Origin of the sequence: Paraburkholderia sp. J76 (genome assembly GCF_905220295.1) — a bacterium.
Taxonomy (GTDB): Bacteria; Pseudomonadota; Gammaproteobacteria; order Burkholderiales; family Burkholderiaceae; genus Paraburkholderia.
Genome location: NZ_CAJMZJ010000003.1, coordinates 342,741 through 368,112 on the forward strand (window position 1 = coordinate 342,741; position 25,372 = coordinate 368,112).

Below are 25,372 nucleotides of genomic sequence, written 5' to 3' on the forward strand. Positions count from 1 at the left end.
GCGCGAATCCCCGGTACATGCGGAGCTTGACGCAGCTCTCGTGCGCCATGCACGGCGCGGAAAAAAGTGTCAGCTTCGTGCTATAACACCCCGGTCTATCCGGGGTGTTTTACTTTGGGAGGTCGTCGTGGGTCCGCATGGTTTGTTCTGGTGGATTGCCGCCGGCGTGCTCATCGTCGCGGAGCTGATGACGGGCACGTTCTACCTGTTGATGATCGCGCTCGGCTTGCTCGCCGGTGCGCTGAGCTATGAATTTGGCGCGCCGCTCGACGTACAACTGATTATCGCGGCGGTGGTGGGGCTCGCGGCCGTAGTCACGCTGCGGCGCTCGCGTTTCGGCCGCCGGCGGCGCATGACCGATGCTTCGACCGATCCGGGCGTGAACCTCGATATTGGCGCGACGCTTGCCGTCGCGGCCTGGCGAGACGGCCGCGCGCGCTCGATGTATCGCGGCGCCGAATGGGACGTCGAACTCGCGCCGGGCGAACCCGAAGATGCGCCTCTCTACGAAATCACGGCTGTGCGCGGCAGTTGTCTCGTCGTCGCGGCGAAGCGCGAGCGGCCGCAAGCCGATGCATCCGGCGCCGCTCGCGACGGCGCGCGCCACGCGTGACCGGCTGAATTCAAAATCCCGCCAGCAAACCACATCGAAGCGAACGGAGGTTCCGTATGCAAGTCCCAGTCGTCGGTCTGATTCTGCTCGTGATCGTCATCGTGCTGATCGCGCAGACCATCAAGATCGTGCCGCAGCAGCATGCCTGGGTGCTCGAACGGCTTGGGCGTTATCACGCCACGCTCACGCCGGGGTTGACGATCGTGCTGCCGTTCGTGGATCGCGTGGCCTACAAGCATGTGCTCAAGGAAATTCCGCTCGACGTGCCGAGCCAGGTCTGCATTACGCGCGACAACACGCAGCTTCAGGTGGACGGCGTGCTGTATTTCCAGGTGACCGATCCGATGAAGGCGTCGTACGGGTCGAGCAATTTCGTGTTCGCGATTACGCAGCTTTCGCAGACCACGCTGCGCTCCGTCATCGGCAAGCTCGAACTCGACAAGACCTTCGAGGAGCGCGATTTCATCAACCATAGCGTCGTGTCGGCGCTCGATGAGGCCGCCTCCAACTGGGGCGTGAAAGTGCTGCGCTACGAGATCAAGGATCTCACGCCGCCGAAGGAAATCCTGCACGCCATGCAGGCGCAGATTACCGCCGAGCGGGAAAAGCGCGCGCTCATCGCGGCCTCCGAAGGGCGCAAGCAGGAGCAGATAAATCTCGCCGCCGGCGCGCGCGAGGCCGCGATCCAGAAGTCGGAAGGCGAGCGCCAGGCGGCGATCAACCAGGCGCAGGGCCAGGCGGCGGCGATTCTGGCGGTAGCCGAAGCGAATGCGCAGGCCATCCAGAAGATCGGCAATTCGATCCAGGCGCAGGGCGGCATGGACGCGGTCAACCTCAAGGTGGCCGAGCAATACGTGAACGCCTTCGCCAATCTGGCGAAGCAGGGCAATACGCTGATCGTGCCGGGCAATATGGGCGATATGAGCACGATGATCGCTTCGGCGCTGACGATCGTGAACCGGGCAGGTTTGCGCGAGGGGCAGATCAGCGGGACGGCGGCTACAAAGGGTGTATAAGCCTGCCGACAATGACTACGGGCCGCTTGAAGCGGCCCGTTTTTCATCTGAACGATTCCGGAACAAGCCGCGGAAGCATCAGGTAGGCGAGCGCATCAGACGCGCCTTTTCGCGCTCCCAGTCGCGTTTCTTTTCGGTTTCGCGCTTGTCGTGCAGCTTCTTGCCCTTGGCGAGGCCGATCTCGCACTTCACGCGGCCGCCCTTGTAGTGGAAGTTCAGCGGCACGAGCGTAAAACCGCGCTGCTCGACCTTGCCGATCAGCTTGTCGATTTCCTCCCGATGGAGCAGCAGCTTGCGCGTGCGCGTGGGGTCCGGCTGGATGTGCGTCGAGGCTTCCGGCAGCGGGCTGATGTGCGTGCCGATCAGGTAAAGCTCGCCGTCCTTGATGATGACGTACGCTTCCTTGATGTTGGCTCGCCCGGCGCGCATGGCCTTGACTTCCCATCCTTCCAGCACGAGCCCGGCCTCGTGACGCTCTTCGATGAAGTAATCGAAGAACGCTTTTCTGTTGTCGATGATGCTCATAGGAAAATGGGATCGGCCCAACTCGTTTAAAATTGCGATTTTAGCAAAGCGGGCTCCCGAAAGCCCGTCGCGCTTTCACTCTAGCCACGCATTGCGCAATTTATGGCGGATGTCCAGAAAACCGTGTTGATTCGCCATTCGGCGGAACAGATGTTCGACCTCGTCACCGACGTCGCCGACTACCCCAACTTCCTGCCCTGGTGCGGCGGCGTCGAGATTCGCCGTCAGGACGAGAACGGCATGGAAGCGAAGATCGACATCAACTTCAAGGGCATCAAGCAGCACTTCGCCACGCGCAACTCGCAAAAGCGGCCCGAGCGCATCGACATGGAATTCGCCGATGGCCCGTTCCGCAAATTCACGGGCTACTGGCGCTTCACGCCGCTGCGCGCCGACGCCTGCAAGATCGAATTTGCGCTGCATTACGAGTTTTCAAACATCATTCTCGAAAAACTCATCGGGCCGGTGTTCCATCACATCGCCAACACGTTCGTCGAATCCTTCGTGAAGCGCGCCGACCAGCGCTACGGCAAGCCATGAGCGCGAATCTCTCCGTCGACGTCTGCTACGCGCTGCCGGATGCGCAGACGCTCATCAGCATCGAACTGCCGCCGGGCGCGACCGTGCAGCAGGCGATCGACGCGAGCGGCATCCTCGCGCGGCACCCTGAGATCGATCTGGCGAAGCTCAAGGTGGGCGTGTACGGCAAGCTCAAGCCGCTCGACACCGTGCTGGCCGATCACGACCGCGTGGAAATCTACCGGCCGCTGATCGTCGACCCGAAGATGGCGCGCCAGCGCCGCGTCGACAAGACCCGCAAGGAAGGCTCGGTCGAAGGGCGCAAGTGGCTGCCCAAGGATTCGCGCCAAGGTTAAGCCGGCCCGGCGTTGCCGCGCAAACGTAATGGGCGAGACAGCTTGCGCGGTCTCGCCCATTCGGCTTTTTGAGCCCGCGCGCAGTCAGACGGCGGTGGTGCGGCTGCCTTGCTGCGCATCGACTTCGGGTTGGGCGACGCGGCTTTCGTTGGCGATGCCTCGCAAATCGCCGTCTGGCACGATGCCGTCGCCGTGCGCGGTATCTTCCGGGCCGCCCGAGTGCTGACGCACCGACCAGCTCACGCCCGCGACCAGCAGCACGATCGCCGCGACTTCCAGCGCGCGCGGCAGCCGGTGATCGTAGATAAAGCCGTAGAGCAGGGCGAACAGCGTTTCGAACACGATCATCTGGCCCGAGAGCGTGAGCGGCAGGCGCTTGGCGGCGGCGTTCCACAGGCCGTTGCCGAGCCACGAAGCGCCGATCGCGAGCACCAGATTCAGTTGCCAGAACGTGGTCCAGCGGCCGTCGGCCACGGTTTCCTGCACCCAGCGCGACGGCACGGCGAGAATGCCGAGCCAGAGCAACCCGCCGAGCGCGCCTGTGACCACGCCCCAGAGCACCGACCACTCGTTGCCGCCGAAATGCGCGTTGCGCTGTAGATAGCGGGCGTTTTCGACCGCGAACCAGCTCCAGCACACGAGCGCGCCGACCGCGCAGCCAATGCCCGCGATGCGCGTGAGGACGCCCGCGCCGCTTGCATTGTCCGCGGCGGTGAACACGTCCACGTTGATGCAGACGATGCCGGCCGCAATCATGGCGAGCGGCCACACCAGACGCGAAAGCGGCACCGCGCCATGGTCGCGGCGGCCGAGCAGCGTGACCGTGACGGGCAGCACGCCGACGATCAGCGAAGCCGGCGCGATGCCCACCAGATGAATCGCGCTTGCGAGAAAGAGGTAATAGAGCACGTTGCCCATGAGCGCGAGTTTCACGAGCGCGACGAGATCGGCGCGCGTGATGCGCGGCCAGACCCGCCGCAGCATGGGCAAAAGCGCGGCGAGCGAAACGAGCCCATACATTGCGTAGCGGCCCGCGCTCAGGAGCAGCGGCGAAAACTCCGCCAGTTGCCGGGGCACGACGAACACCGTTCCCCATAACGCGCCGGCGAGCACGCCGTACAACACACCACGCTGCATTTGTATTGTCTCCAGAGACTTCGGGTGGCCCAACTGCGCGATCGTGCAAGAAGGGCCGTTTAACAGGACGGCCCGAAGCTTAACCGGTAGTGCGCGCAGCCGTCTTGTTCAATCCTGCACCTGTTGGCGCGGATATTCGGGTCGGAGGCATGAGGCGCGGGCGGCCAGGAGCGGCGGGGCCGGAGCGTGAAAATAATCCCGAAAACGGCGCTAAGCTACTGTTAGCGCTGATGATTTCCAGGGCGCTATCGCGTATAATCTGCTTTTGCGCCTATAGGATTTGCCATGCGTCTGATCCAGAAAGCACTCACGTTCGATGACGTGCTCCTCGTCCCCGCCTTCTCCGACGTTCTCCCGCGCGACACCAGCCTGAAAACCCGGCTGACCCGCAACATCTCCCTGAACATTCCGCTCGTGTCGGCCGCCATGGATACCGTCACGGAAGGTCGTCTGGCAATCGCCATGGCGCAGCAGGGCGGCGTGGGCATCGTCCACAAGAACCTCACGCCGGCCGAGCAGGCGCGCGAGGTCGCGAAGGTGAAGCGCTTCGAGTCGGGCGTCGTGCGCGATCCGATCACGATTCCGCCGCAAATGAAGGTCGCCGACGTCATCGCGCTTTCGCAGCAGCATGGCATCTCGGGCTTCCCGGTCGTGGAAGGCGCGCAACTCGTCGGTATCGTCACGAACCGCGACCTGCGTTTCGAAACGCGTCTGGACGAGCCGGTGCGCTCGATCATGACGCCGCGCGAGCGCCTCGTGACCGTCAAGGAAGGCACGCCGCTCGCCGAAGCCAAGTCGCTCATGCACAGCCACCGCCTCGAGCGCGTGCTGGTCGTGAACGACTCGTTCGAGCTGCGCGGCCTCATGACCGTCAAGGACATCACCAAGCAGACCGAGCACCCGGCCGCCTGTAAGGACGAGCACGGCAAGCTGCGCGCGGGCGCGGCAGTCGGCGTGGGTCCGGACAACGAAGAGCGTGTCGAACTGCTGGTGCAGGCCGGCGTGGACGTGATCGTGGTCGATACGGCGCACGGCCACAGCAAGGGCGTGCTCGAGCGCGTTCGCTGGGTCAAGAAGAACTTCCCGCACGTCGAAGTGATCGGCGGCAACATCGCCACGGCCGATGCGGCGCGTGCGCTCGTCGAATACGGCGCGGATGGCGTGAAGGTCGGTATCGGCCCGGGCTCCATCTGCACGACGCGTATCGTCGCTGGCGTGGGCGTGCCGCAGATCAGCGCGATTTCCAATGTCTCGGAAGCGCTCAAGGGCACGGGCGTGCCGTGCATTGCCGACGGCGGCGTGCGCTACTCGGGCGACGTGTCGAAGGCGCTGGCAGCCGGCGCGAACGCCGTGATGATGGGCAGCATGTTCGCGGGCACCGAAGAATCGCCGGGCGACGTGTTCCTGTATCAGGGCCGCCAGTACAAGTCGTACCGCGGCATGGGCTCAGTCGGCGCGATGAAGGACGGCGCCGCGGACCGCTACTTCCAGGACAACTCGGCGAACATCGACAAGCTCGTGCCGGAAGGCATCGAAGGCCGTGTCGCCTACAAGGGGCCGATCAACGCCATCCTGTTCCAGTTGATCGGTGGTGTGCGCGCCTCGATGGGATACTGCGGTTGCCGCACGATAGACGAACTGCACACGAAGGCTGAGTTTGTGCAGATTACCGGCGCCGGCCTGAATGAATCGCACGTGCACGACGTGCAGATCACGAAGGAAGCGCCCAACTATCACGTGGACTAAAACACGATGAAGCCGCTGCTGCGCGTGCTGCTGATTGTCGATGCGTTGACGTTGCTGGGGTTCGGCGTGCTGTTCGTTCTCACGCCCTGGACCCTGATTTACGACGCGTTGCAACTGGTGCAAACGCAACCGGCACTCGTTGGGCAGGCGTTTGGCGTGGTGCTGTTGGGTTTCGCGTGGCTTGCGCTGCGCGCGGCCTTCCACGGGGAAATGACCGTGCCTGTGGGCCGCACGGTTGGGCACGTCAACTGGATTGCCGGCGTGCTGATGCTGGTCTGGCTCATCGGACTGCGTGCTCCGCGGCTCACGGGTTTGGGTCAGTTGGTGGCCGGTGCGGTTGGCGTGTGGCTGATCGTCCTCGGCCTCGGCGGCGCCAGGCTCGCGGGCGCGGTTCGCAAGCGCCAGAAGGGGCTGGCGGACGGCAGTCTGGCGCAGGAGCGCAAAGCGGCGACGGAGCGCGCCGCGCGCCGCGACGAACCGGCAACATACGCGAAGCCCGGCTTTCTGCGCACGATGGCGTGGGGTGGCGCGCGTGAAGCGAAACGGCCTGTGGCGCCGGTCGAGCCCGTCGTGGAAGTTCCGACCGTGACGCCTGCAGCGGTTCCGCCGCTTGTGCCGATTGTGCCGGTTTCGCCGGCTTCGCCGCTTGCGCCTCGTCCATCGACGGTTACGCCGCCCACGGTCAGTCCGGCGCAAGCTCAAGAGGCGCGCCAGGCGGCTCGGGACGAAGCGGCCGACGCACCGAGGCCGCCGCTGCGTGGCTGAGGCCGCGCGCAAACCCGGCCTCCGAAACACCAGAGTCAATGCGTCCAAAGCAGCGCCCGCAGTTGGGTCAGCAGCATCCCCGAATTTGCGCTACCCGGTTCCGCCGTAGTGCGCTGCCCTGGTCCTGATGAATTCATGCTGCGCGCAGTGGTACTGTCGCGCGGCTTTCTGTATCCGTTATTTTTTTAGGTCTCGTCCGCAGCCATGCACGACAAAATCCTGATTCTCGACTTCGGCTCGCAAGTCACCCAGCTCATCGCGCGCCGCGTGCGCGAAGCCCACGTCTATTCGGAAATCCATCCGTACGATGTGGACGACGCGTTCGTGCGCGAATTCGCGCCGAAGGGCATCATCCTCTCGGGCGGCCCGAACTCGGTCACCGACACCGACACGCCGCGCGCGCCGCAAGCCGTGTTCGAACTGGGCGTGCCCGTGCTCGGCATTTGCTACGGCATGCAGACGATGGCCGAACAACTCGGCGGCAAAGTCGACGGCGGCCACGTGCGCGAATTCGGTTACGCCGAAGTGCGCGCGCGCAACCATACGAGCTTCCTCGACGGCATCGAAGATTTCCGCACGAGCGAAGGCCACGGCATGCTCAAGGTGTGGATGAGCCACGGCGACAAGGTCACGGAAATGCCGGCCGGCTTTCAGCTAATGGCGTCGACGGAATCCTGCCCGATCGCGGCGATGGCCGACGAAGCGCGCCATTTCTACGGCCTGCAATGGCACCCGGAAGTCACGCACACGGTGCAGGGCCGCGCGATGCTCGAGCGCTTCGTGCTCGGCATCTGCGGCGCCAAAGCCGACTGGGAAATGGGCCACTACATCGACGAAGCCGTCGCGACGATCCGCAAGCAGGTGGGCAACGAGCATGTGATTCTCGGCCTTTCGGGCGGCGTGGATTCGTCGGTCGCCGCAGCGCTCTTGCACCGCGCGATTGGCGACCAGTTGACCTGTGTGTTCGTCGATCATGGCCTCTTGCGCCTTAACGAGGCCGAGCAGGTGATGTCGATGTTCGCCGACAACCTCGGCGTGAAGGTGATCCATGTCGACGCGAGCGCAGCTTTCATGTCGAAGCTCGCGGGCGTGACCGATCCGGAAGCGAAGCGCAAGATCATCGGCGCGGAGTTCGTCGAAGTGTTCCAGACCGAAGCGGGCAAGCTGACGGACGCGAAGTGGCTTGCGCAAGGCACGATCTATCCGGACGTCATCGAGTCGGCGGGCAAGGGCAAGAAGGCCGCGCACACGATCAAGAGCCATCACAACGTGGGCGGTTTGCCGGAAACGCTGAACCTCAAGCTGCTCGAACCGCTGCGCGAACTTTTCAAGGACGAAGTGCGCGAATTGGGCGTGAAGCTCGGTCTGCCGCACGAAATGGTGTATCGCCATCCGTTCCCGGGGCCGGGCCTCGGCGTGCGCATTCTCGGCGAAGTGAAGCGCGATTTTGCAGACCTGCTGCGCCGCGCAGATGCGATCTTCATCGAGACGCTGCGCAACACGATCGATAAGGAAACCGGCAAGTCGTGGTACGAACTCACGAGCCAGGCGTTCGCCGTGTTCCTGCCCGTGAAGAGCGTCGGCGTGATGGGCGATGGCCGCACCTACGAGTATGTCGTCGCGCTGCGCGCCGTGCAGACGCTCGACTTCATGACGGCGCACTGGGCGCATCTGCCGCACGAGTTGCTCGGGCATGTGTCGAATCGCATCATTAATGAGGTGCGCGGCATCAATCGTGTCGTGTACGACATCTCGGGGAAGCCGCCGGCGACAATCGAGTGGGAGTAACGTTCTCCCACTAGCCCGCTGGCTAGCCAAAAAAACCCGCGTCTGGCACCTTGAGCCGGCGCGGGTTTTTTGCTCCCGGCGCGTGCCTTCCATCACGGTTTGATATACGATATGTATATCGTGTATGGAGAGCAAAATGAGCCGGATTTTGATAGACCTGACCGACGCGCAAGTCGAAGAGCTGGCGGCGCTCGTGCAGACCGAGCATCGGTCGCGGGCGGCAATCATTCGTGAGGCGATCGAGTCCTATATCGCGCAGCGCAAGCGCTCGGCCGAAGGGGCGGACGTTTTCGGGGCTTGGAAGGGCAAGCAGATCGACGGCCTCGACTATCAGCGGGAGCTGCGTTCGGAATGGTAAGAGCGCTCTTCGACACCAACATCCTGATCGATTACCTCAGCGGCATCCTTCAGGCGAAAAAGGAGCTGGCGCGCTACGAATATCGCGCAATCAGCACGATCACGTGGATGGAAGTCATGGTCGGCGCGCAGCCGGAGGACGAAGCGGCCATTCGCGGCTGGCTGGCGTCGTCGTTCGACGTGCTTGAACTCGACCACCGCATTGCGGACCGCGCGGTCGCGATCCGCCGAACGAAAAAGGTGCGCTTGCCTGACGCGATCGTTTGGGCGACCGCGCAGGCTCACTCGCTGCTACTGGTGTCGCGCAACACGAAGGACTTCTCCGCAGACGAGCCCGGCATTCGCGTGCCATACAAGGTCTAGCGCGTAGTCGGGGGAACCCTCGCGGCGCAAGCCGGGCTAGCCAGCCCCGGCTTGCGCGCCGTAACGCCCTCAGTGCTTCAGGCACGTATCCGCGTTCTTCCAGGTGCAAACATCGAGACCCGTGTGAACGATGGGCTTCACCGTTTTCCCTTCCGCCAGGTCGCGCATCACCATCGCGGCCTGGTAGCCCATTTCCTCAGGCCGCTGGCCGACCAGCGCGTTGACCTTGTGGTCCTTGAGCGCCTGCAGTTCCGGTCCGAGTGTATCGGCTGAAACGATCACGAACTGGCCGCTGTTGATCTTGTCCATGAGCGGTGCGACGACCTGCGAATACGCTTCGGGTGCGAAGAGCGGCCAGCCGCCCTCGAATACGAACGCCTGAAGCGTGCCGGTGTTCGCGGTGAGGGTGTCCTGCATCATCTGGTTCGCTTTCGCGGCATCGTCGTTCACGTAGAGCGGACACGCGCTGATCTCGTGCCAGTTGTTTTCGCCCGCCAGCTTCTTGATGCCTTTCTTGCCCGAAAGATAATCGCGCGTGCCCTGAGCGCGCTGGTTGATGTTCTCGGCCGCCGGGTTGCCCATCACGAGGCAGATGTTGCCGCCCTTGGGCATGAGCGTCTTCAACTGTTCGCCGAGCTTCACGCCCAGCTCGTAGTTGTCGGTGCCCACGTACGCCTTGCGCAGCGACTGGTCCTTCGGCAGCAGATCGGCGTCGGCGGTGATAATCGGGATTTTGGTATTGCGGCGGCGGATCACTTCGGCAATGGCCGGCGCATTCGACGGCGAGATCGCAATCGCCGCGACGCCCTTGGTCAGCAGGTCGTCGACGATCTGCACTTCGGCGCTTTCGTCCGCGGCAGTCGCGGGCCCCGTGTAATAGCAGTTGTAGCCCTGTTTGCTTAACTCCTTGTTGGCCCGGTCGCAGCCCTGGTGCATGAGGTCGAAGTACGGATTGTCGAGACCCTTCACGACGAGCGCGAGGGTCTTGTCGGCTGCGTAGGCGGAAGAGGCCAGCATCGCGAGCCCTCCGATCGCAGCGAGATACTTCCACGCCTTCTTCATGGTTTCCTCCTGTTCGGCGCCGGTTGGACGGCGCACGTGTCTCGTACAGTCTTCGTTCGTCATCGGAAGGAAAGCCCGCGCCCGTGCTTTGGGCTTCCTGCGGAACCTTGCGTTGTTTGCGCGCTTGGTCGTTGTGGCTGGCGTCCGGCGGTTCCGCATGCAGGCCGGCCGCGCCTCCCTGAAATCGGCGATCCGGTCAGTCTCCTTGCCGCTCGCCGCCGAGCCGGTTGAACAGCACGGCGACGATGATGAACCCGCCGACGACCGTGCCCTGCCAGAACGAGTCGACGCCGAGCAGAATCAGGCTGTTGCGGATCACTTCGATGAGCGCCGCGCCGACGACGGTGCCGAATGCGCTGCCCACGCCGCCCGCGAGATTGGTGCCGCCGATCACCGTGGCGGCGATCACGCGGAGTTCGTCGCCGGTGCCGAGGCCCGTGGTCACCGCGCCGAGCCAGCCCACTTCGAGCACGGCCGCGACGCCCGCCATCAAGCCGCCCAGCACGTAGACCGAGCAGATCACGCGGCGCACCGGTACGCCCGTGAGATTCGCCGCATGCCGGTTGCCGCCGACTGCGAAGACATAGCGGCCCCAGCGCGTGAAGGCGAAGGCGAACCAGAACAGCAGGCCGAGGACGATCAGGAACCAGACGGGGTTGGCGACGCCGAGCGTCTTGCCGCCGCCGAGCACGAGCAGCTTGTGCCCGTCGGGTCCGAATTCGAAGATGGTCCGGCTGCCCGAGATCACGAGTGCGAGGCTGCGGCCCACGCTCAGCATGCCGAGCGTGACGACGAAGGGCTGCATGTTGAGATACGCGATGAGCACGCCGTTCACGAGCCCGACGAGTCCCGCCGTGAGCAGGCCGAGGCCGATGCCCGCCCAGATCGGATAGCCGGCGTTCATGGTGACGGAAAGCACGATGCCGCTCAGGCCGATCGTCGAGCCGACCGAAATGTCGATGCCGCCTGTGACGATGATGGCCATCATGCCCAGCGCGACGATGGCGACGAAGGCGAAGTTGCGCGTGACGTTGAAGAGATTCTGCTGCGTGGCGAACGTCGACGTGACGAACGAGAGCACGATGCACGCGAAGAGCGTGGCGAGCACCACCCAGAACACCTGGCTCGCCAGCAGTCCGCTCCAGTGGGTGTGGGTTTTCGCGGATTGGGGATCGTCAAGCAGTGTTGGCATCGGGTTTGGCCTTTGCGGCGCATCGTTCAATTTCGGTCTCCTGTCTCACGCGGCGGCAATCGCTCCAGTAATAAGACCGGTGACTTCCTCCGGCGAGGACGCAGCGGTTTTCTTGTCGGCGACCTTGCGTCCGCGCCGCATGACGACCACGCGATGGGCGACCTCGAACACGTCGGGCATGCGGTGACTGATGAGGATGACGGCAATGCCATGCTCGGACAGTCGCTTGATGAGGTCGAGCACCTGCGCCACCTGCCGCACGCTGATCGCGGCGGTGGGTTCGTCCATGAGCACGAGCCGCGCCTCGGACAGACGCGTGCGCGCGATCGCCACGGCTTGCCGCTGGCCGCCCGACATCTGCCGGACGAGATCGCGCGGGCGCGTTTCGGACTTCAGTTCCTTGAAAAGCTCGGCGGCGCGCCGGTACATGGCCGCGTGATCGAGCACGCGAAACGGCCATATGCCGATGCGCGGCTCGCGCCCGAGAAAGACATTGGCCGCCGCCGTGAGGTTGTCGCAGAGCGCGAGATCCTGATACACGACTTCGATGCCCTTGGCGCGGGCGTCGACGGGCCGGCTGAAATGAACGGGCTTGCCGTCGATGAGAACTTCGCCGTGAGAGGGCGGGAAGTTGCCGGCGATCACCTTCACCAGCGTGGATTTTCCGGCTCCGTTGTCGCCCATGAGTCCGACCACCTCGCCGGGTTCCAGGCTCAATGTCACCTCGGTCAGCGCTTGAATGGCGCCGAAGTGCCTGGAAACGCCTCTGAGTTCAAGAAGACTCATGGACTGTCACGCTCGCGCTCGTGAAGCCGCCCGTTGCCGTGTCCAGGCTGGCCGATAGACATGCTGACTAGCCTGTTTTTTAGAGCACGATGGGGCTTTTAGCAAGACTATTTCGTCAGCCGGGCCTGCGGCGCCTCCAGAAGGGCGCCGATGAGATAAAATTGCATTTTTGCCGGATTACCCCGCCAGCCGGACCTGGCGCGCGCTTGACTCAGGCTTCCAGCGGCATCGCACTCGTTCCCTTGAGTTCATCGAGGCAGACGATCGATTGCACGCTGTTCACGCCGGGCGCGCGCATCAGCGTATCGAGCAGGAATTCGGAAAGCGCCTTGAGGTCGCGCGCCACCACCTTCAGCACGTAGTCGATATCGCCTGTCACGGAGTAGCACTCCTGCACTTGCGGCAACGTCGCGACGAGTTCCTTGAACTTCACGAGTTCGCGCATGTGCCCGCGTTCCATCGTCACCTGAATGAAGGCGACCACGCCGAAGCCAAGCGTTTGCGCGTCGAGCCGCGTCTCGTAGCGCCGGATCACGCCGAGTTCCTCGAGCCGCCGGTGACGGCGCAGCGTCTGCGCGGGCGAGAGCTTGATCGCGGCCGCGAGTTCGAGGTTCGAGGCGCGGCCGTGCTCCTGCAGCGCGGCGAGAAGCCGCATGTCGATCGTGTCGAGCGCGAGATTTTGCATTTATCTTGCGTGAGATGGGTTGGAGGCGAGAGGGAATTGTATCAATCAGGGTTTGCCTGCGTACGAGATGAAATCATATTTTTCCGCGCCAACTATACACTGGGCGCACCAGATCAGGCTGGCGGCCAACACCGCCAAGCCTGGCAGCGCGCCGGCGCAGAACGTTGTGCGCGCAATTTTATTTCGTGACGCGGAGTCGGCGTTCCACCCGGATGCCCGGGGCCCGCGCAGACAAGTCGGAGACAGGAAGAGACATGGTTTCAAACGACACGCGTGAAAATCGCGGCCAGCTAAAACGCGGGCTCAAGAATCGCCACATCCAGCTCATTGCGCTGGGCGGGGCGATCGGCACGGGCCTGTTCCTCGGCATTGCGCAGACGATCCAGACCGCCGGCCCTTCGGTGCTGCTCGGCTACGGCATCGCCGGCATCATTGCGTTCTTCATCATGCGGCAGTTGGGCGAGATGGTCGTGGACGAGCCCGTCGCCGGTTCGTTCAGCTATTTCGCCGACAAGTATTTCGGCCCGTTCGCGGGCTTTCTCTCCGGCTGGAACTACTGGGTGCTCTACGTGCTCGTGAGCATGGCCGAGCTTTCGGCGGTCGGCATCTACATGCATTACTGGTGGCCGGCGTTGCCCACGTGGGTTTCGGCGCTCGTGTTCTTCGTGCTGATCAACGGCATCAACCTCACGAGCGTCAAGTCGTACGGCGAACTCGAGTTCTGGTTCGCGATCATCAAGGTGCTCGCGATCGTCGGCATGATCGCCTTTGGCGGGTGGTTGCTGTTCTCCGGCTCGGCCGGTCCCGAGGCGAGCGTGACGAATCTTTGGCGCAATGGCGGCTTTTTCCCGCACGGCGTTTCCGGTCTCGTCATGGCGATGGCGGTCGTGATGTTCTCGTTCGGCGGCCTCGAACTGGTGGGCATCACCGCGGCGGAAGCCGACGATCCCTCGCACAGCATTCCGCGCGCGACCAATCAGGTGATCTACCGCATCCTGATTTTCTACATCGGCGCGCTCGGCGTGCTGCTCTCGCTCTATCCGTGGCAGAAGGTCGTGGCTGGCGGCAGCCCCTTCGTACTGATCTTCCACGCGATGAACAGCGACCTCGTGGCCAACGTGCTCAACCTCGTCGTGCTGACGGCCGCGCTTTCGGTCTACAACAGCGGCGTGTACTGCAACAGCCGCATGCTCTACGGCCTCGCGCAGCAGGGCAATGCGCCCAGGGCGCTGCTCAAGGTGAGCCGGCGCGGCATTCCGCTGGCGGCGCTCGGGGTATCGGCGTTCGTGACGGCCGCTTGCGTGATCATCAACTACTTCATGCCGGGCAAGGCGTTCGAGCTGCTGATGGGGCTCGTCGTGTCCGCGCTCATCATCAACTGGGCGATGATCAGCCTGATCCACCTGAAGTTTCGCCGCGAGAAGGCGCGCGCCGGGCAGACGACCGCGTTTCGCAGCCTCGGTTATCCGCTCACGAACTATGTGTGTCTCGCGTTCCTCGGCGGCATTCTCGTTGTAATGTATCTGATTCCGGATCTGCGGATTTCCGTGTACCTGATTCCGGTCTGGCTGGGCGTGCTTGGGCTCGCCTACCGCCTGTGGTGCCGCAAGTCGGCGCCGGCGCTGCAACGCGGCGTGCCGGCTCCGTAAGCGCTGATATTCGTCCCGAATTTCGTCCAGAGAGTTAAAACAGCATGTTCGAACACATCGATGCCTATCCCGGCGACCCGATCCTCTCGCTCAACGAGAACTTCCAGAAGGATCCGCGGCAGAACAAGGTCAATCTGAGCATCGGCATTTACTTCGACGACGAAGGCCGTCTGCCGGTCATGAAGGCCGTTCACAAGGCCGAGGCCGCGATTCTGGAGGAGCCGGGCGCGAAGCCGTATCTGCCCATGGCGGGTTTCGCGCAGTATCGCGACGCCGTGCAGGCACTCGTGTTCGGCGCGGAGTGCCCCTCGCGCGCGGCGGGCCGCATCGCGACCGTGCAGACGCTGGGCGGCTCGGGCGCGCTCAAGGTCGGCGCGGACTTCATCAAGCGTTACTTCGCGACCAGCCAGGTGTGGGTGAGCGATCCGACGTGGGAGAACCATCGCTTCATCTTCGAGCGCGCGGGGTTCACGGTAAACACGTACCCGTACTACGACGAGGAGACGGGCGGCCTGAAGTTCGAGGCGATGCTCTCGGCCATCGACGCACTGCCGGCGAAGAGCGTCGTGCTGCTGCACGCGTGCTGCCATAACCCGACGGGCGTCGATCTCGATCGCGCGCAGTGGGAGCAACTGATCGACGTGCTGCAAAAGCGCGACCTGCTGCCGTTCGTCGACATGGCGTATCAGGGCTTCGGCGCGGGTCTCGAGGACGACGCGTTCGCCGTGCGCGAACTCTCGCGCCGCGGCGTGCCGGCGTTCGTGGCGAATTCGTTCTCGAAGAACTTCTCGCTCTACGGCGAACGTTGCGGCGGTCTGCACGTGATCTGCGAAGACGCGGCCGCCGCCGATCGCGTGCTCGGCCAGCTCACGGGCTCGGTGCGCGCGAACTACAGCAATCCGCCGACTCACGGCGCGAAGATCGTCACGCGCGTGCTGAACACGCCGGAACTGAAGGCGTCGTGGGAGCAGGAACTGACGGCGATGTGCGAGCGCATTGCGCGCATGCGCGTGGCAATTCACGACGGCCTGCGCGCGCATGCGGGCGAAGCGGCGCTCGCGCGCTACGTGAAGCAGCGCGGCATGTTCACCTACACGGGCTTGAGCGAGAAGCAGGTCGGGCGCCTGAAGGAAGAATTCGGCGTGTATATCCTGCGCTCTGGCCGCATGTGTGTCGCCGGCCTGAACGAGAAGAATGTGAGCGTCGTGGTCGACGCGGTGGGCAAGGTGATGAAGGACTAAGGGAAGGGCGGGGCGTCGCGCCCTGGATGCCTTCTAGCGCGCCGCTGGGGTGCCGGTACGAACCGGACGCTCCAGCGGCGTTTTCGCATCTGGCCATCAGAATCGCATGCTGGTGCCGCAGCCGCCGGCAATGCCAGCGCCGCTGCCGCCCGCGGCTCCGCAGATTACGCCGCAGCCCGAAAGGCCGGCAGTGATCAAGAGGCAGAGGGCGGCGAGGCGAAGTCGGCGCGTAGCGGGTTGTTTCATCGCGGGTGAGAAAGAAGCATTGACCGCGTAACCATACGCCTCGCCTGCCGCAACCTGCCATCAGACAATTCCAGGTTTCATCGTTCACGACGATTCATCCCGCATCAAACCGCCCGTCTGTCAAGCTGTAAGGAGTCGATGACACACGTGCCAGCGGCGCACGGTCTTCCAGGTCTTACCCTGATAGAATGCGGGAGCCGCAACGTAGTGGATTGCTGATGAAATTGCTTGATGCCCTCGTCGAACAGCGAATTGCCGCCGCCGTGGCGCGCGGTGACTTCGACGACCTGCCCGGCGCCGGTGCGCCGCAGGCGCTCGACGACGACTTGCTCGTGCCCGAAGAAGTGCGCATAGCCCACCGCATCCTGAAGAACGCCGGGTTCGTGCCGCCCGCAGTCGAACAACTGCGAGCCCTGCGCGACCTTGAAGACGACCTCGCCACCGTGGGCGACAAGGCCGCGCAATGCCGTCTGCGCGCGCGCATGCTGGCGCTCGACATGGCGCTCGAATCCTTGCGCGGCGGCCCGATGGTCGTGCCGCACGAATACCGCCGCCGCATTGCGGAGCGTTTGTCCGAACGTGCAACCGGCGAGCCCGGCCAGCCGGCGCTCGCGGCGGGGGCGGCGTGACGGGCTCTCCCGTCCAGCCACACGCCGCTGGCGGCGAACGCGAAGAGGCGCACCCCGCGGCCAGCTTGCCTGCCGGACCGGTTCCCGCTGAACCGTCCGTGGCCGATACCCCATCCGTTTCTCCCGTTTCCGAACGCGACCGGCATTTCATGCGCCTCGCGCAAGCCGCGGCCGTCGAGGCGCGCGCTGCCGGCGAAGTGCCCGTGGGCGCCGTGCTCGTGCGCGGCGACGAAGTGATCGCCTCGGGCTTCAATCATCCGATCGGCGCGCACGATCCTTCCGCGCACGCCGAAATGGCAGCCTTACGCGCAGGCGCGCACGCGCTGGGTAACTACCGCTTGCCCGGCTGCGAACTCTATGTGACCCTTGAACCGTGCCTGATGTGCGCCGGCGCGATCATGCATGCGCGCATCGCACGCGTGGTGTTCGGCGCGCACGATCCGAAAACCGGCGCATGCGGCAGTGTGGTCGATGCCTTTGCCAACGCGCAGTTGAATCATCACACGAGCGTTGCGGGCGGCGTGCTGGCGGACGAGTGCGGCGAGGCGCTGCGCGCGTTCTTCGCCGACCGGCGCCGTGCGAGCCGGGAAGCGCGCCGGGCGGCTCGGGAACAGGCCGGTGAAGCACAGGAAGGAGCGGGCGTGGCCGGTCCGGACGAACCCGCGGGTTGAATCTCACGGTTGCATCGAATTCCACATGACCATTCATCGCACCATCGAACTGATCGCACCATCCGGTTATCCGCACGATCCGGAAGCGGTGCACCGTGCGCTTGCACGGTTGCGGGCACAGGGCCATCACGTCGACGGCGTGCAGGCGACCCAGCGGCGTTATCAGCGCTTTGCCGGCACAGACGGCCAACGTGCGGCCGAACTGAACCGCCTCGCCGATCCGTCGCGCGACTTGCCGGACATCGTGCTTGCCGTGCGCGGCGGCTATGGCGCGGTGCGTATCCTGCACGGTCTCGATTACGACGGATTGCAGCGCCGCTTGAAGGACCAGCCCATCGCGTTCGTGGGGCATAGCGATTTCACCGCCATTCAGCTTGCGCTGCTCGCGCGCGCCGGACTCACGACGTTCGGCGGTCCGATGCTCTGCAGTGACTTCGGCGCGGAAAGCCTCAGCAGCTTCACGATGCATCACTTCTGGGACACGCTCTCGAAACCGGGCTACACGCTCAAGGTGAATGCGCCCCAGCCGCAATCGACGAATGTTTCGGGCACGTTGTGGGGCGGCAACCTGGCGGTGCTGACTTCGCTGATCGGGACACCTTATCTCCCGCCGGTCGAGGGCGGCATCCTGTTCGTCGAAGACGTGAACGAGCAGCCGTTTCGCATCGAGCGCATGATTTATCAGTTGCACCTGTCCGGCATTCTTGCTCGCCAGCAAGCGTTGGTGCTGGGCGATTTCACGGGCCACAAGCCGTTCGATTACGACAACGGTTACGATCTGCGCGAAATGGTGGAGCAGGTGCGCGCCGTCGTGGGCATTCCGGTGGTGACGGGCCTGCCGTTTGGCCATATTCCGGATATGGTCACGCTGCCGGTCGGCGCGCCCGCGCAATTGAATGCCACCGCGCATGGCTTCGAACTGACCGTGAACGATTACCCGCATCTCAGTTGATTTCACCCTGCGACAGGAGCGCTTTCGGGCGCTTTTTTCATGAACTATTATGCAACTAACGGCCAAACCCGTCTGGCATCGGCCTCTGCTCTCATACGCGTTATCGCTCTAAATTGTTGACAAAAAAGGCGGCCGAATTGGGGCGGCCAATCACCATGCCGGTGCTGAATTCCCCGAAATAAAGCGTGTTTCACCGATAAGAGGCATGTGGCAGTTCAGGCGTGCGTGGGTATCTTCCCCAGGTTCGCCCACAAAATTGTTGACAATATTTATGTCCAACCTAGGATACCCAACATAGAGACCCGAGCCATGCGAAAGACCGATATGGACGCCGAAGCAACCGGCATGAAGCCCGAGGCGATCGCGGCGCGAATCCGCGCAGCGATTCTCGAGCACCGGCTGCCGCCCGGCGCGAAGTTGACAGAAGCACAGTTGTGCGAAGTATTCGGCGTGAAGCGCGGCCCGATCCGTCAGGCGCTCGCGCTGCTCGCGAAGGACCATCTCGTGGATCTGGAGCCCAATCGCGGCGCGTTCGTCGCAAGCCCGACACTCCAGGAAGTGCACGAGGTGTTCGAAATGCGGCGGATCATCGAGTTGGCCGTGGTGGGGCGCATTTGCAGCGCGCAGCACGGCAACCGTCGACTGAAAACGATCGGCGAGACGATCCGGCGCGAGCGCAAGGCCTTCGAAGGGCGCGACTTTCCGACGTGGATCCGGCTTTCGGGCGAATTTCATACGTCGCTCGCCACGCTCACCGGCAACACGGTGCTGTGCGATTGCCTCAACGGACTCGTGGCGCGCTCGACGCTGATCTCCGCGCTCTACGAATCGCCGGGACGCAGCCCGTGTTCGTTCGACGACCACGAGGCGATTCTCGCGGCGCTGGAGGCGGGCGACGAGAAAGGGGCGGTCGACCTCATGGTGCGCCATTTGCAGGGTGTCGAACTGCGGATGCTCGACCGGCCCGCGGGCGCTTCGGTCGACTTGCAGGAAGTGTTCGGCGCTCGCGAGGCGACCTCGCTTGCACGCTGACCCGCGCATGAAGCGGCACTGAACGGTCTGCGGTAAAGGATTGCAGTAAAGCGCGGCGGCCTACGACAAACGCAGGCCGCCGCGGCTGAAAAGGATGGAGTGGTGCGCATGCCGTGCATGCGTGCGGTTCGAACAGGCACAGCGTTACAGGGCGCCCGCAGGCGGCGACCGGCGCAGTGCCCGTGAAGGCCAGACCATTCGGGGATATCGCGGCGGCCGCGTCCAGCGGCGGTACGCACGCGTTTCGAGGCGTTCAGGCGTCTTTTTTCCGTCGGCAAATCCATCCAGGGAGCGAATCATGGCTCAGTTCAGCGCGTCACCCGGCAGTCCGGCAGTGCCCCACTTCGAATCTGACGAAAGCAGCGAGTCCGCAGAAAACCTGCGCTTGCCGGCCGGCTATAGCGAGCGGCTCTACAACCACGATCTCGCGCCGCTCAAGGAACAGACCTGGGGCGCGTACAACATCTTCGCGTTCTGGATGTCCGACGTGCACAGCGTCGGCGGGTATGTGTTCGCGGGGAGCCTCTTCGCGCTCGGCCTCACGAGCTGGCAAGTGCTCGTCGCGCTGATCGTCGGCATCTCCATCGTCAACGTGCTCTGCAACCTGATCGCGCGGCCGAGCCAACGCCACGGCGTGCCATACCCGGTGGCCTGTCGCGGCACCTTCGGCGTGCTCGGCGCCAACGTTCCCGCCGTGATTCGCGGCCTCATCGCCGTGGCGTGGTACGGCATCCAGACCTACCTCGCATCGAGCGCGCTCGTGATCGTCGTCCTCAAGTTCGTTCCGCAACTCATGCCTTATGCCGACGTGCACAAGCACGGCCTGCTCGGCCTTTCTGCCGTGGGCTGGGCCGGGTTCATGACGCTCTGGGTGCTTCAGGCGCTCGTGTTCTGGAACGGCATGGAGACGATCAAGAAGTTCATCGACTTCGCCGGGCCGGCTGTGTATGTCGTGATGTTCGCGCTCGCCGGCTACATGGTGTATCGCGCGGGCTGGCGCAACATCGGCCTGAATCTCGGCGGCGTGAAGTATCACGGCGCCGAAGTGATTCCCGTGATGATTACCGCGATCTCGCTCGTGGTGTCGTATTTCTCGGGGCCGATGCTCAATTTCGGCGACTTCTCGCGCTATGGCAAGTCGCTCAAGAGCGTTCACAAGGGCAACTTCTGGGGCCTGCCGGTTAACTTCCTGGCGTTCTCGCTCGTCACCGTCATCACGACTTCGGCAACGCTGCCTGTGTTCGGACAACTGATTACCGATCCTGTCGAAACGGTCGGCCGCATCGATCATCCGACTGCCGTGATTCTCGGCGCGCTCACGTTCACCATTGCGACCATCGGCATCAACATCGTCGCGAACTTCGTTTCGCCCGCGTTCGACTTTTCCAATGTCGCGCCGCGGCTCATTAGCTGGCGTGCGGGTGGCATGCTCGCCGCCGTGGCGTCGATTTTCATCACGCCGTGGAATCTCTTCAACAACCCTGCCGTGATTCACTACACGCTCGACGTGCTCGGCGCCTTCATCGGACCTTTGTACGGTGTCCTGATCGTCGATTTTTATCTCGTGAAGCGCGGACGTCTTGCCGTCGACGACCTCTACACCGTGTCGCCGAAGGGCGCGTACTGGTATCGCAACGGCGTGAACTGGCGCGCGGTGTCGGCCTTGCTGCCGGCAGCGGTGATCGCGGTTCTCTGCGTGATGGTGCCGTCGCTCGGGGGCGCCGCGAACTTCTCGTGGTTCGTGGGCGCAGCGCTCGGCGCGTTGTTCTATCGCGCGCTCACCATGGGCGAACGCGCTCGCGCAAACGCATGAGTTTCACGCAAAACCAGGTATCGACGAAGGAATCGAAATGCGCATCAAATTGATCAATCCGAACACCACGCAGCGCATGACCGCGGCGATGCAAGAGTGCGCGCGCGCCGTGATCGCGCCGGGCACGGAGGTGGTCGCGGTGAGCCCGACGATGGGGCCGCCGTCGATCGAGGGTTATTACGACGAGGCGCTCGCGACACCCGGCCTGCTCGCCGAGGTGGAGGCGGGCGAGCGCGAAGGCTTCGACGGCTATGTGATCGCGTGCTTTGGCGACCCGGGCCTCTATGCGGCGCGAGAGTTGGCGCGTGGGCCCGTCGTGGGTATTGCCGAAGCCGCGATGCATGCGGCGAGCGTACTCGCGCCCGGCTTCTCCGTCGTGACGACGCTTTCGCGAACGCGCGCCATGGCCTGGCATCTCGCCGAGCGTTATGGCATGACGCGTTTTTGCCGCAACGTGCGGGCAATCGACGTGGCCGTGCTGGAACTCGATGAACCGGGATCGGCGGCGCGCCGCGCGATCGTCGAAGAGTGCCGCCGCGCGCTCGAAGAAGATGGCGCCGATGCGATCGTGCTGGGTTGCGCGGGCATGACGAGCTTGTGCGCGCAGGTGGAGGACGCGCTGGGCGTGCCCGTCGTGGACGGCGTGACGGCCGCCGTGAAGTGGGTGGAGGCGCTCGTCGCGCTGCGCCTCACGACCGCCAAGCGCGGCGACTTCGCGCGGCCGCTTGCCAAGCGTTACGACGGCGATTTCGCACGTTTTAGCCCGACGAACCCCGCGTCCGCCACGCAAACGCCGCCGCCCGTGCGGCCGGTGCGCTACGGGTAAACGCGCAACGCGTGCAAGCGGGGATGGCCGCCCGGACGACGCCAGACCGGGCGGCCACATACACCTCGCTTGACCCGTACTATCTGGGCGTGCGTATGGGCGCGTACGGGTGATTTCGCTACACTGAACCGGTCCTGCAAGCAGGTCGCGCGGACCGTCCGTCCGGCCTTGCAAAGCAGCGCCGGCCGTCGCTTTACGGCGCTTCGCCGGCGCGCGGATATTTCGTTTGATCCTCTCTATTCGATTGATTCGACCAGCATGCCACTCGATCCCCAATATCCCCGCGATCTGATCGGTTATGGCCGGCATCCGGTACAGGCCAACTGGCCGGGCCAGGCGCGCGTCGCGGTGCAGTTCGTGCTCAACTACGAAGAGGGCGGCGAAAACTGCGTGCTGCACGGCGACCCCGGCTCCGAACAGTTTCTCTCCGAAATCGTGGGTGCGGCGGCATACCCCGCGCGCCACATGAGCATGGAGTCGATCTACGAATATGGCTCGCGCGCGGGCGTGTGGCGCATCCTGCGCGAATTCGAAAAGCGCGGCCTGCCGCTTACCGTGTTCGGCGTGGGCATGGCGATCGAGCGGCATCCCGAAGTTGCGCGCGCATTCGTCGAACTGGGCCACGAGATCGCGTGCCACGGCTATCGCTGGATTCACTACCAGGACGTCTCGCCCGAGAAAGAAGCCGCGCACATGAAGCTCGGCATGGAAGCGATCGAGCGCGTGACGGGCGTGCGCCCGCTTGGCTGGTACACGGGCCGCGACAGCCCGAACACGCATCGCCTCGTGGCCGAATATGGCGGCTTCCTTTACGACTCCGATTACTACGGCGACGACCTGCCGTTCTGGATGGACGTGGAAGTCACAGGCGGCAAGACGGTGCCGCAATTGATCGTACCTTACACGCTCGACACCAACGACATGCGCTTCGCCTCGCCTCAGGGCTTCAACACGGCGGACCATTTCTTCACGTACTTGCGCGACGCATTCGACGTGCTCTACGAAGAAGGCGACGAAGCGCCGAAGATGATCTCGATCGGCATGCACTGCCGCCTGCTGGGACGCCCCGGGCGTTTTCGCGCGCTGCAGCGCTTTCTCGATCACATCGAAAAACACGAGCGCGTGTGGGTCACGCGCCGCGTGGACATCGCACGCCACTGGCGCGAGCATCATCCCTATCAACCGCAACAGAACGACCACCGCGGGGCCGCCGCATGAAGGCAATGCACTACACCCTCGAAACGCTGAATCAAGCTTCGGCCGACGCCTTCGTGGCGGCGCTTTCGGGCATCTTCGAGCACTCGCCCTGGGTGGCCGAGGCGGCCGCGCAGCAGCGTCCGTTTGCGAGCGTCGACGCGCTGCATCGCGCCATGTCGCAAGTCGTGGAAAGCTCGGGCGAGACGAGGCAGCTTGCGCTCATCAACGCTCACCCGGAGCTTGCGGGCAAAGCCGCCGTGCGCGGCGAGCTGACCGCCGAATCCACCCGCGAGCAAAGCGGCGCGGGCCTGAACCAGTGCACGCAGGAAGAATTCGACAAGCTGGTCGCGCTCAACGGCGCGTATCGCGAGAAGTTCGGATTCCCATTCATTCTCGCGGTGCGCGGCTACGACCGCCACGGCATCATCGCGAACTTCGAGGCGCGCGTGAACAATAGCCGCGCCGACGAAATGCGCGCGAGTCTCGACCAGATTTACCGCATTGCGCGCTTCAGGCTCGATGAACTGATCGACGCGTAACGTGGCGATGCGCCCCGGCTTGTCGCGCGAGGGCGCAGCGCCGTTTTGACCTACAGAAAAGACACGAAGGAAGACAACGATGGCACTCCCGACTCTCGACCCCAACGCCCCTGATTTCACGCGCCGCTTCGTGAATCTCGCGGACCCGCGACTGGGCGCGCAGGCGCTCGAGGCGAGCGACGACTTCTTCGCGCCGAAGGATCGCATGCTCAATCCGGAGCCAGCCGTCTTCATTCCGGGCAAGTACGACGAACATGGCAAGTGGATGGACGGCTGGGAAACGCGCCGCAAGCGCACGACCGGCTACGACTGGTGCATCGTGAAGCTTGCTCGCCCCGGCGTCATCAAGGGGCTCGACATCGACACGAGCCATTTCACCGGCAACTATCCGCCTGCGGCCTCGGTAGAGGGCGCGTATGTGGCCGATGGCGCACCTACCGCGACGACGCAATGGACGGAAATCGTCCCCTCGACGTCGCTTAACGGCAACAGCCACCACTACGTGGAAGTCTCGACCGACAAGCCCTACACGCACCTGCGCGTGAACATCTATCCCGATGGCGGCATTGCGCGTCTGCGCGTGTATGGCCAGCCGCAGGTGGACTGGGCAGGCGCAAGCCGCACCGAACTGTTCGACCTCGCTGCGATGGAAAACGGCGCGTATCTCGTGGGCGCGAACAACCAGCACTTCGGCATGGCCTCCACGCTGCTCATGCCGGGCCGCGGCGTGAACATGGGCGACGGCTGGGAAACGCGCCGCCGCCGCGAACCCGGCAACGACTGGGCGATCATCGCGCTCGCGCAGCCGGGCATCATCAAGAAGATCGAAGTCGATACCGCGCACTTCAAGGGCAACTATCCGGACCGCTGCTCGTTCCAGGCCGCGCGCGTCACGGGCGGCACGGACAGCTCGCTCGTGACCCAGGCGATGTTCTGGCCGGTGCTGCTCGACGAGCAGAAGCTGCAGATGGACAAGCAGCACTACTTCGAGAGCGAACTCGCCGCGCTTGGCCCGGTTACGCACGTGCGCTTCAACATCATCCCCGATGGCGGCGTTTCGCGTGTGCGCCTCTGGGGCACGCTCGCCTGATACGCTGACGAGGCCACCATGGGTGAAATAACGCAGTTGACCCGCGCGACGCTTGCCGTCGAACCGCTCACGCGCGAGGCGTTCGCGCCGTTCGGCGACGTGATCGAACTCGCGGGCGCGAAGCAGATTCCGATCAATCTCGGCACGACCATCCGCTTTCACGATCTCGCGAAAGTCGATGTCACCGACGAAAGCGGCCGCACGCTCGTGAATCTCTTTCGCGGGCAGCCGCGCGAGCTGCCGTTCGAAGTGAAGATGCTCGAACGGCATCCTTTGGGCAGCCAGGCGTTCGTGCCGCTCAACGACAAGCCTTATCTCGTGGTGGTCGCGCCCGCCGGCGATCTGGACGTCACGCAGATTCGCGCGTTCGTATCGCGCGGCTGGCAGGGCGTGAATTATGCGAAGGGCGTCTGGCATCATCCGCTGATCGCGCTGGACGAGGTGAGCGACTTCATCGTGGTCGATCGCGGCGGGGAGGGGCTCAATCTCAACGAGCAGGATTTGCCGGAATCGCTCTGGTTGACGCGAGAGGCGATGGACGCCGGGTTGCGCTGATGTTCGCCGCCTTGCGGCAGCA

At 64.1% G+C, this 25,372-nt stretch carries 26 protein-coding genes and 1 pseudogene; 21 read left to right on the forward strand and 6 right to left on the reverse strand.

Annotation, left to right across the window (positions count from 1 at the left end; genetic code table 11):
* Positions 1-127 precede the first annotated feature (127 nt).
* Both U5768_RS08115 and U5768_RS08120 read left to right on the forward strand, forming a co-directional pair.
* Positions 128-613: an NfeD family protein gene (locus U5768_RS08115; RefSeq protein ID WP_322029852.1), complete on the forward strand. Its 486-nt coding sequence runs from the start codon at positions 128-130 to the stop codon at positions 611-613.
* Between the two features lie 56 nt (positions 614-669).
* The gene (locus U5768_RS08120) at positions 670-1,629 is read left to right on the forward strand and encodes a stomatin-like protein (RefSeq protein WP_322029853.1); all 960 of its coding nucleotides are present in this window, start codon (positions 670-672) and stop codon (positions 1,627-1,629) included.
* A 78-nt stretch (positions 1,630-1,707) separates the two neighbouring features.
* Here the strand turns inward: U5768_RS08120 and smpB are convergent, their stop codons facing one another.
* Positions 1,708-2,154, reverse strand: a complete 447-nt coding sequence (gene smpB / locus U5768_RS08125) for an SsrA-binding protein SmpB (protein ID WP_322029854.1) — start codon at positions 2,152-2,154, stop codon at positions 1,708-1,710.
* Between the two features lie 102 nt (positions 2,155-2,256).
* On the opposite strand from smpB, the gene U5768_RS08130 reads away from it, so the two are divergent.
* Together U5768_RS08130 and U5768_RS08135 are read left to right on the forward strand one after the other, a co-directional pair.
* A complete protein-coding gene (locus tag U5768_RS08130) occupies positions 2,257-2,694 on the forward strand; it encodes a type II toxin-antitoxin system RatA family toxin (RefSeq protein ID WP_322029855.1) in 438 nt (145 codons plus the stop codon).
* Positions 2,691-3,029, forward strand: coding sequence for an RnfH family protein (locus tag U5768_RS08135; protein WP_322029856.1), 339 nt, complete (start codon positions 2,691-2,693; stop codon positions 3,027-3,029). Before U5768_RS08130 ends, U5768_RS08135 begins: the two co-directional genes overlap by 4 nt.
* Before the next feature lie 84 nt (positions 3,030-3,113).
* Here U5768_RS08135 and U5768_RS08140 read toward each other — a convergent pair whose 3' ends face one another.
* On the reverse strand, positions 3,114-4,166 hold the full coding sequence (locus U5768_RS08140) for a DMT family transporter (RefSeq protein ID WP_322029857.1): 1,053 nt from the start codon (positions 4,164-4,166) through the stop codon (positions 3,114-3,116).
* A 285-nt stretch (positions 4,167-4,451) separates the two neighbouring features.
* Between U5768_RS08140 and guaB the strand changes: the two genes are divergently transcribed.
* From guaB to U5768_RS08165, 5 genes are all read left to right on the forward strand, one after another.
* Complete coding sequence (gene guaB / locus U5768_RS08145) at positions 4,452-5,912, forward strand: IMP dehydrogenase (protein ID WP_322029858.1); 1,461 nt, start codon at positions 4,452-4,454, stop codon at positions 5,910-5,912.
* 6 nt (positions 5,913-5,918) lie between these two features.
* Positions 5,919-6,677, forward strand: a complete 759-nt coding sequence (locus U5768_RS08150; protein WP_322029859.1) for a hypothetical protein — start codon at positions 5,919-5,921, stop codon at positions 6,675-6,677.
* Positions 6,678-6,881: 204 nt separating this feature from the next.
* Complete coding sequence (gene guaA, locus U5768_RS08155) at positions 6,882-8,465, forward strand: glutamine-hydrolyzing GMP synthase (RefSeq protein WP_322029860.1); 1,584 nt, start codon at positions 6,882-6,884, stop codon at positions 8,463-8,465.
* 136 nt (positions 8,466-8,601) lie between these two features.
* A complete protein-coding gene (locus tag U5768_RS08160) occupies positions 8,602-8,823 on the forward strand; it encodes a ribbon-helix-helix protein, CopG family (protein WP_322029861.1) in 222 nt (73 codons plus the stop codon).
* The gene (locus U5768_RS08165; RefSeq protein WP_322029862.1) at positions 8,817-9,185 is read left to right on the forward strand and encodes a type II toxin-antitoxin system VapC family toxin; all 369 of its coding nucleotides are present in this window, start codon (positions 8,817-8,819) and stop codon (positions 9,183-9,185) included. The genes U5768_RS08160 and U5768_RS08165 overlap by 7 nt, the downstream gene beginning before the upstream one ends.
* Positions 9,186-9,254: 69 nt before the next feature.
* Here the strand turns inward: U5768_RS08165 and U5768_RS08170 are convergent, their stop codons facing one another.
* The 4 genes from U5768_RS08170 to U5768_RS08185 form a co-directional block, all read right to left on the reverse strand.
* On the reverse strand, positions 9,255-10,283 hold the full coding sequence (locus U5768_RS08170; protein ID WP_322029863.1) for a sugar-binding protein: 1,029 nt from the start codon (positions 10,281-10,283) through the stop codon (positions 9,255-9,257).
* Positions 10,284-10,443: 160 nt separating this feature from the next.
* On the reverse strand, positions 10,444-11,439 hold the full coding sequence (locus U5768_RS08175; protein WP_322029864.1) for an ABC transporter permease: 996 nt from the start codon (positions 11,437-11,439) through the stop codon (positions 10,444-10,446).
* A 45-nt stretch (positions 11,440-11,484) separates the two neighbouring features.
* Complete coding sequence (locus U5768_RS08180; protein WP_322029865.1) at positions 11,485-12,225, reverse strand: ATP-binding cassette domain-containing protein; 741 nt, start codon at positions 12,223-12,225, stop codon at positions 11,485-11,487.
* A gap of 211 nt (positions 12,226-12,436) precedes the next feature.
* Positions 12,437-12,910 carry an Lrp/AsnC family transcriptional regulator gene (locus tag U5768_RS08185; protein ID WP_322029866.1) on the reverse strand — a complete coding sequence of 158 codons (474 nt, stop codon included), beginning with the start codon at positions 12,908-12,910 and terminating at the stop codon, positions 12,437-12,439.
* A 254-nt stretch (positions 12,911-13,164) separates the two neighbouring features.
* On the opposite strand from U5768_RS08185, the gene U5768_RS08190 reads away from it, so the two are divergent.
* The 12 genes and pseudogenes from U5768_RS08190 (at position 13,165) to U5768_RS08245 (ending at position 25,350) form a co-directional block, all read left to right on the forward strand.
* A complete protein-coding gene (locus U5768_RS08190; protein WP_322029867.1) occupies positions 13,165-14,559 on the forward strand; it encodes an amino acid permease in 1,395 nt (464 codons plus the stop codon).
* Between the two features lie 44 nt (positions 14,560-14,603).
* On the forward strand, positions 14,604-15,800 hold the full coding sequence (locus tag U5768_RS08195) for an amino acid aminotransferase (protein WP_322029868.1): 1,197 nt from the start codon (positions 14,604-14,606) through the stop codon (positions 15,798-15,800).
* A 464-nt stretch (positions 15,801-16,264) separates the two neighbouring features.
* Positions 16,265-16,675 carry a DnaJ family domain-containing protein gene (locus U5768_RS08200; protein ID WP_322029869.1) on the forward strand — a complete coding sequence of 137 codons (411 nt, stop codon included), beginning with the start codon at positions 16,265-16,267 and terminating at the stop codon, positions 16,673-16,675.
* Between the two features lie 65 nt (positions 16,676-16,740).
* A complete protein-coding gene (tadA, locus tag U5768_RS08205) occupies positions 16,741-17,346 on the forward strand; it encodes a tRNA adenosine(34) deaminase TadA (RefSeq protein ID WP_322030067.1) in 606 nt (201 codons plus the stop codon).
* A gap of 25 nt (positions 17,347-17,371) precedes the next feature.
* Positions 17,372-18,298, forward strand: a complete 927-nt coding sequence (gene ldcA, locus U5768_RS08210) for a muramoyltetrapeptide carboxypeptidase (protein ID WP_322029870.1) — start codon at positions 17,372-17,374, stop codon at positions 18,296-18,298.
* 309 nt (positions 18,299-18,607) lie between these two features.
* Complete coding sequence (locus U5768_RS08215) at positions 18,608-19,330, forward strand: GntR family transcriptional regulator (RefSeq protein ID WP_322029871.1); 723 nt, start codon at positions 18,608-18,610, stop codon at positions 19,328-19,330.
* 298 nt (positions 19,331-19,628) lie between these two features.
* Positions 19,629-21,143 (forward strand): NCS1 family nucleobase:cation symporter-1, encoded by a 1,515-nt coding sequence (locus tag U5768_RS08220; protein ID WP_322029872.1) that lies wholly within the window; start codon positions 19,629-19,631, stop codon positions 21,141-21,143.
* Positions 21,144-21,180: 37 nt separating this feature from the next.
* A pseudogene (locus tag U5768_RS08225) lies at positions 21,181-22,082 on the forward strand (aspartate/glutamate racemase family protein).
* 145 nt (positions 22,083-22,227) lie between these two features.
* Complete coding sequence (gene puuE / locus U5768_RS08230) at positions 22,228-23,187, forward strand: allantoinase PuuE (protein ID WP_322029874.1); 960 nt, start codon at positions 22,228-22,230, stop codon at positions 23,185-23,187.
* On the forward strand, positions 23,184-23,705 hold the full coding sequence (uraD, locus tag U5768_RS08235; RefSeq protein WP_322029875.1) for a 2-oxo-4-hydroxy-4-carboxy-5-ureidoimidazoline decarboxylase: 522 nt from the start codon (positions 23,184-23,186) through the stop codon (positions 23,703-23,705). Before puuE ends, uraD begins: the two co-directional genes overlap by 4 nt.
* Positions 23,706-23,784: 79 nt before the next feature.
* Entirely contained in the window at positions 23,785-24,795 is a 1,011-nt protein-coding gene (gene alc / locus U5768_RS08240) for an allantoicase (protein WP_322029876.1), read from the forward strand.
* An 18-nt stretch (positions 24,796-24,813) separates the two neighbouring features.
* Positions 24,814-25,350, forward strand: a complete 537-nt coding sequence (locus U5768_RS08245; protein WP_322029877.1) for an ureidoglycolate lyase — start codon at positions 24,814-24,816, stop codon at positions 25,348-25,350.
* Positions 25,351-25,372 lie beyond the last annotated feature (22 nt).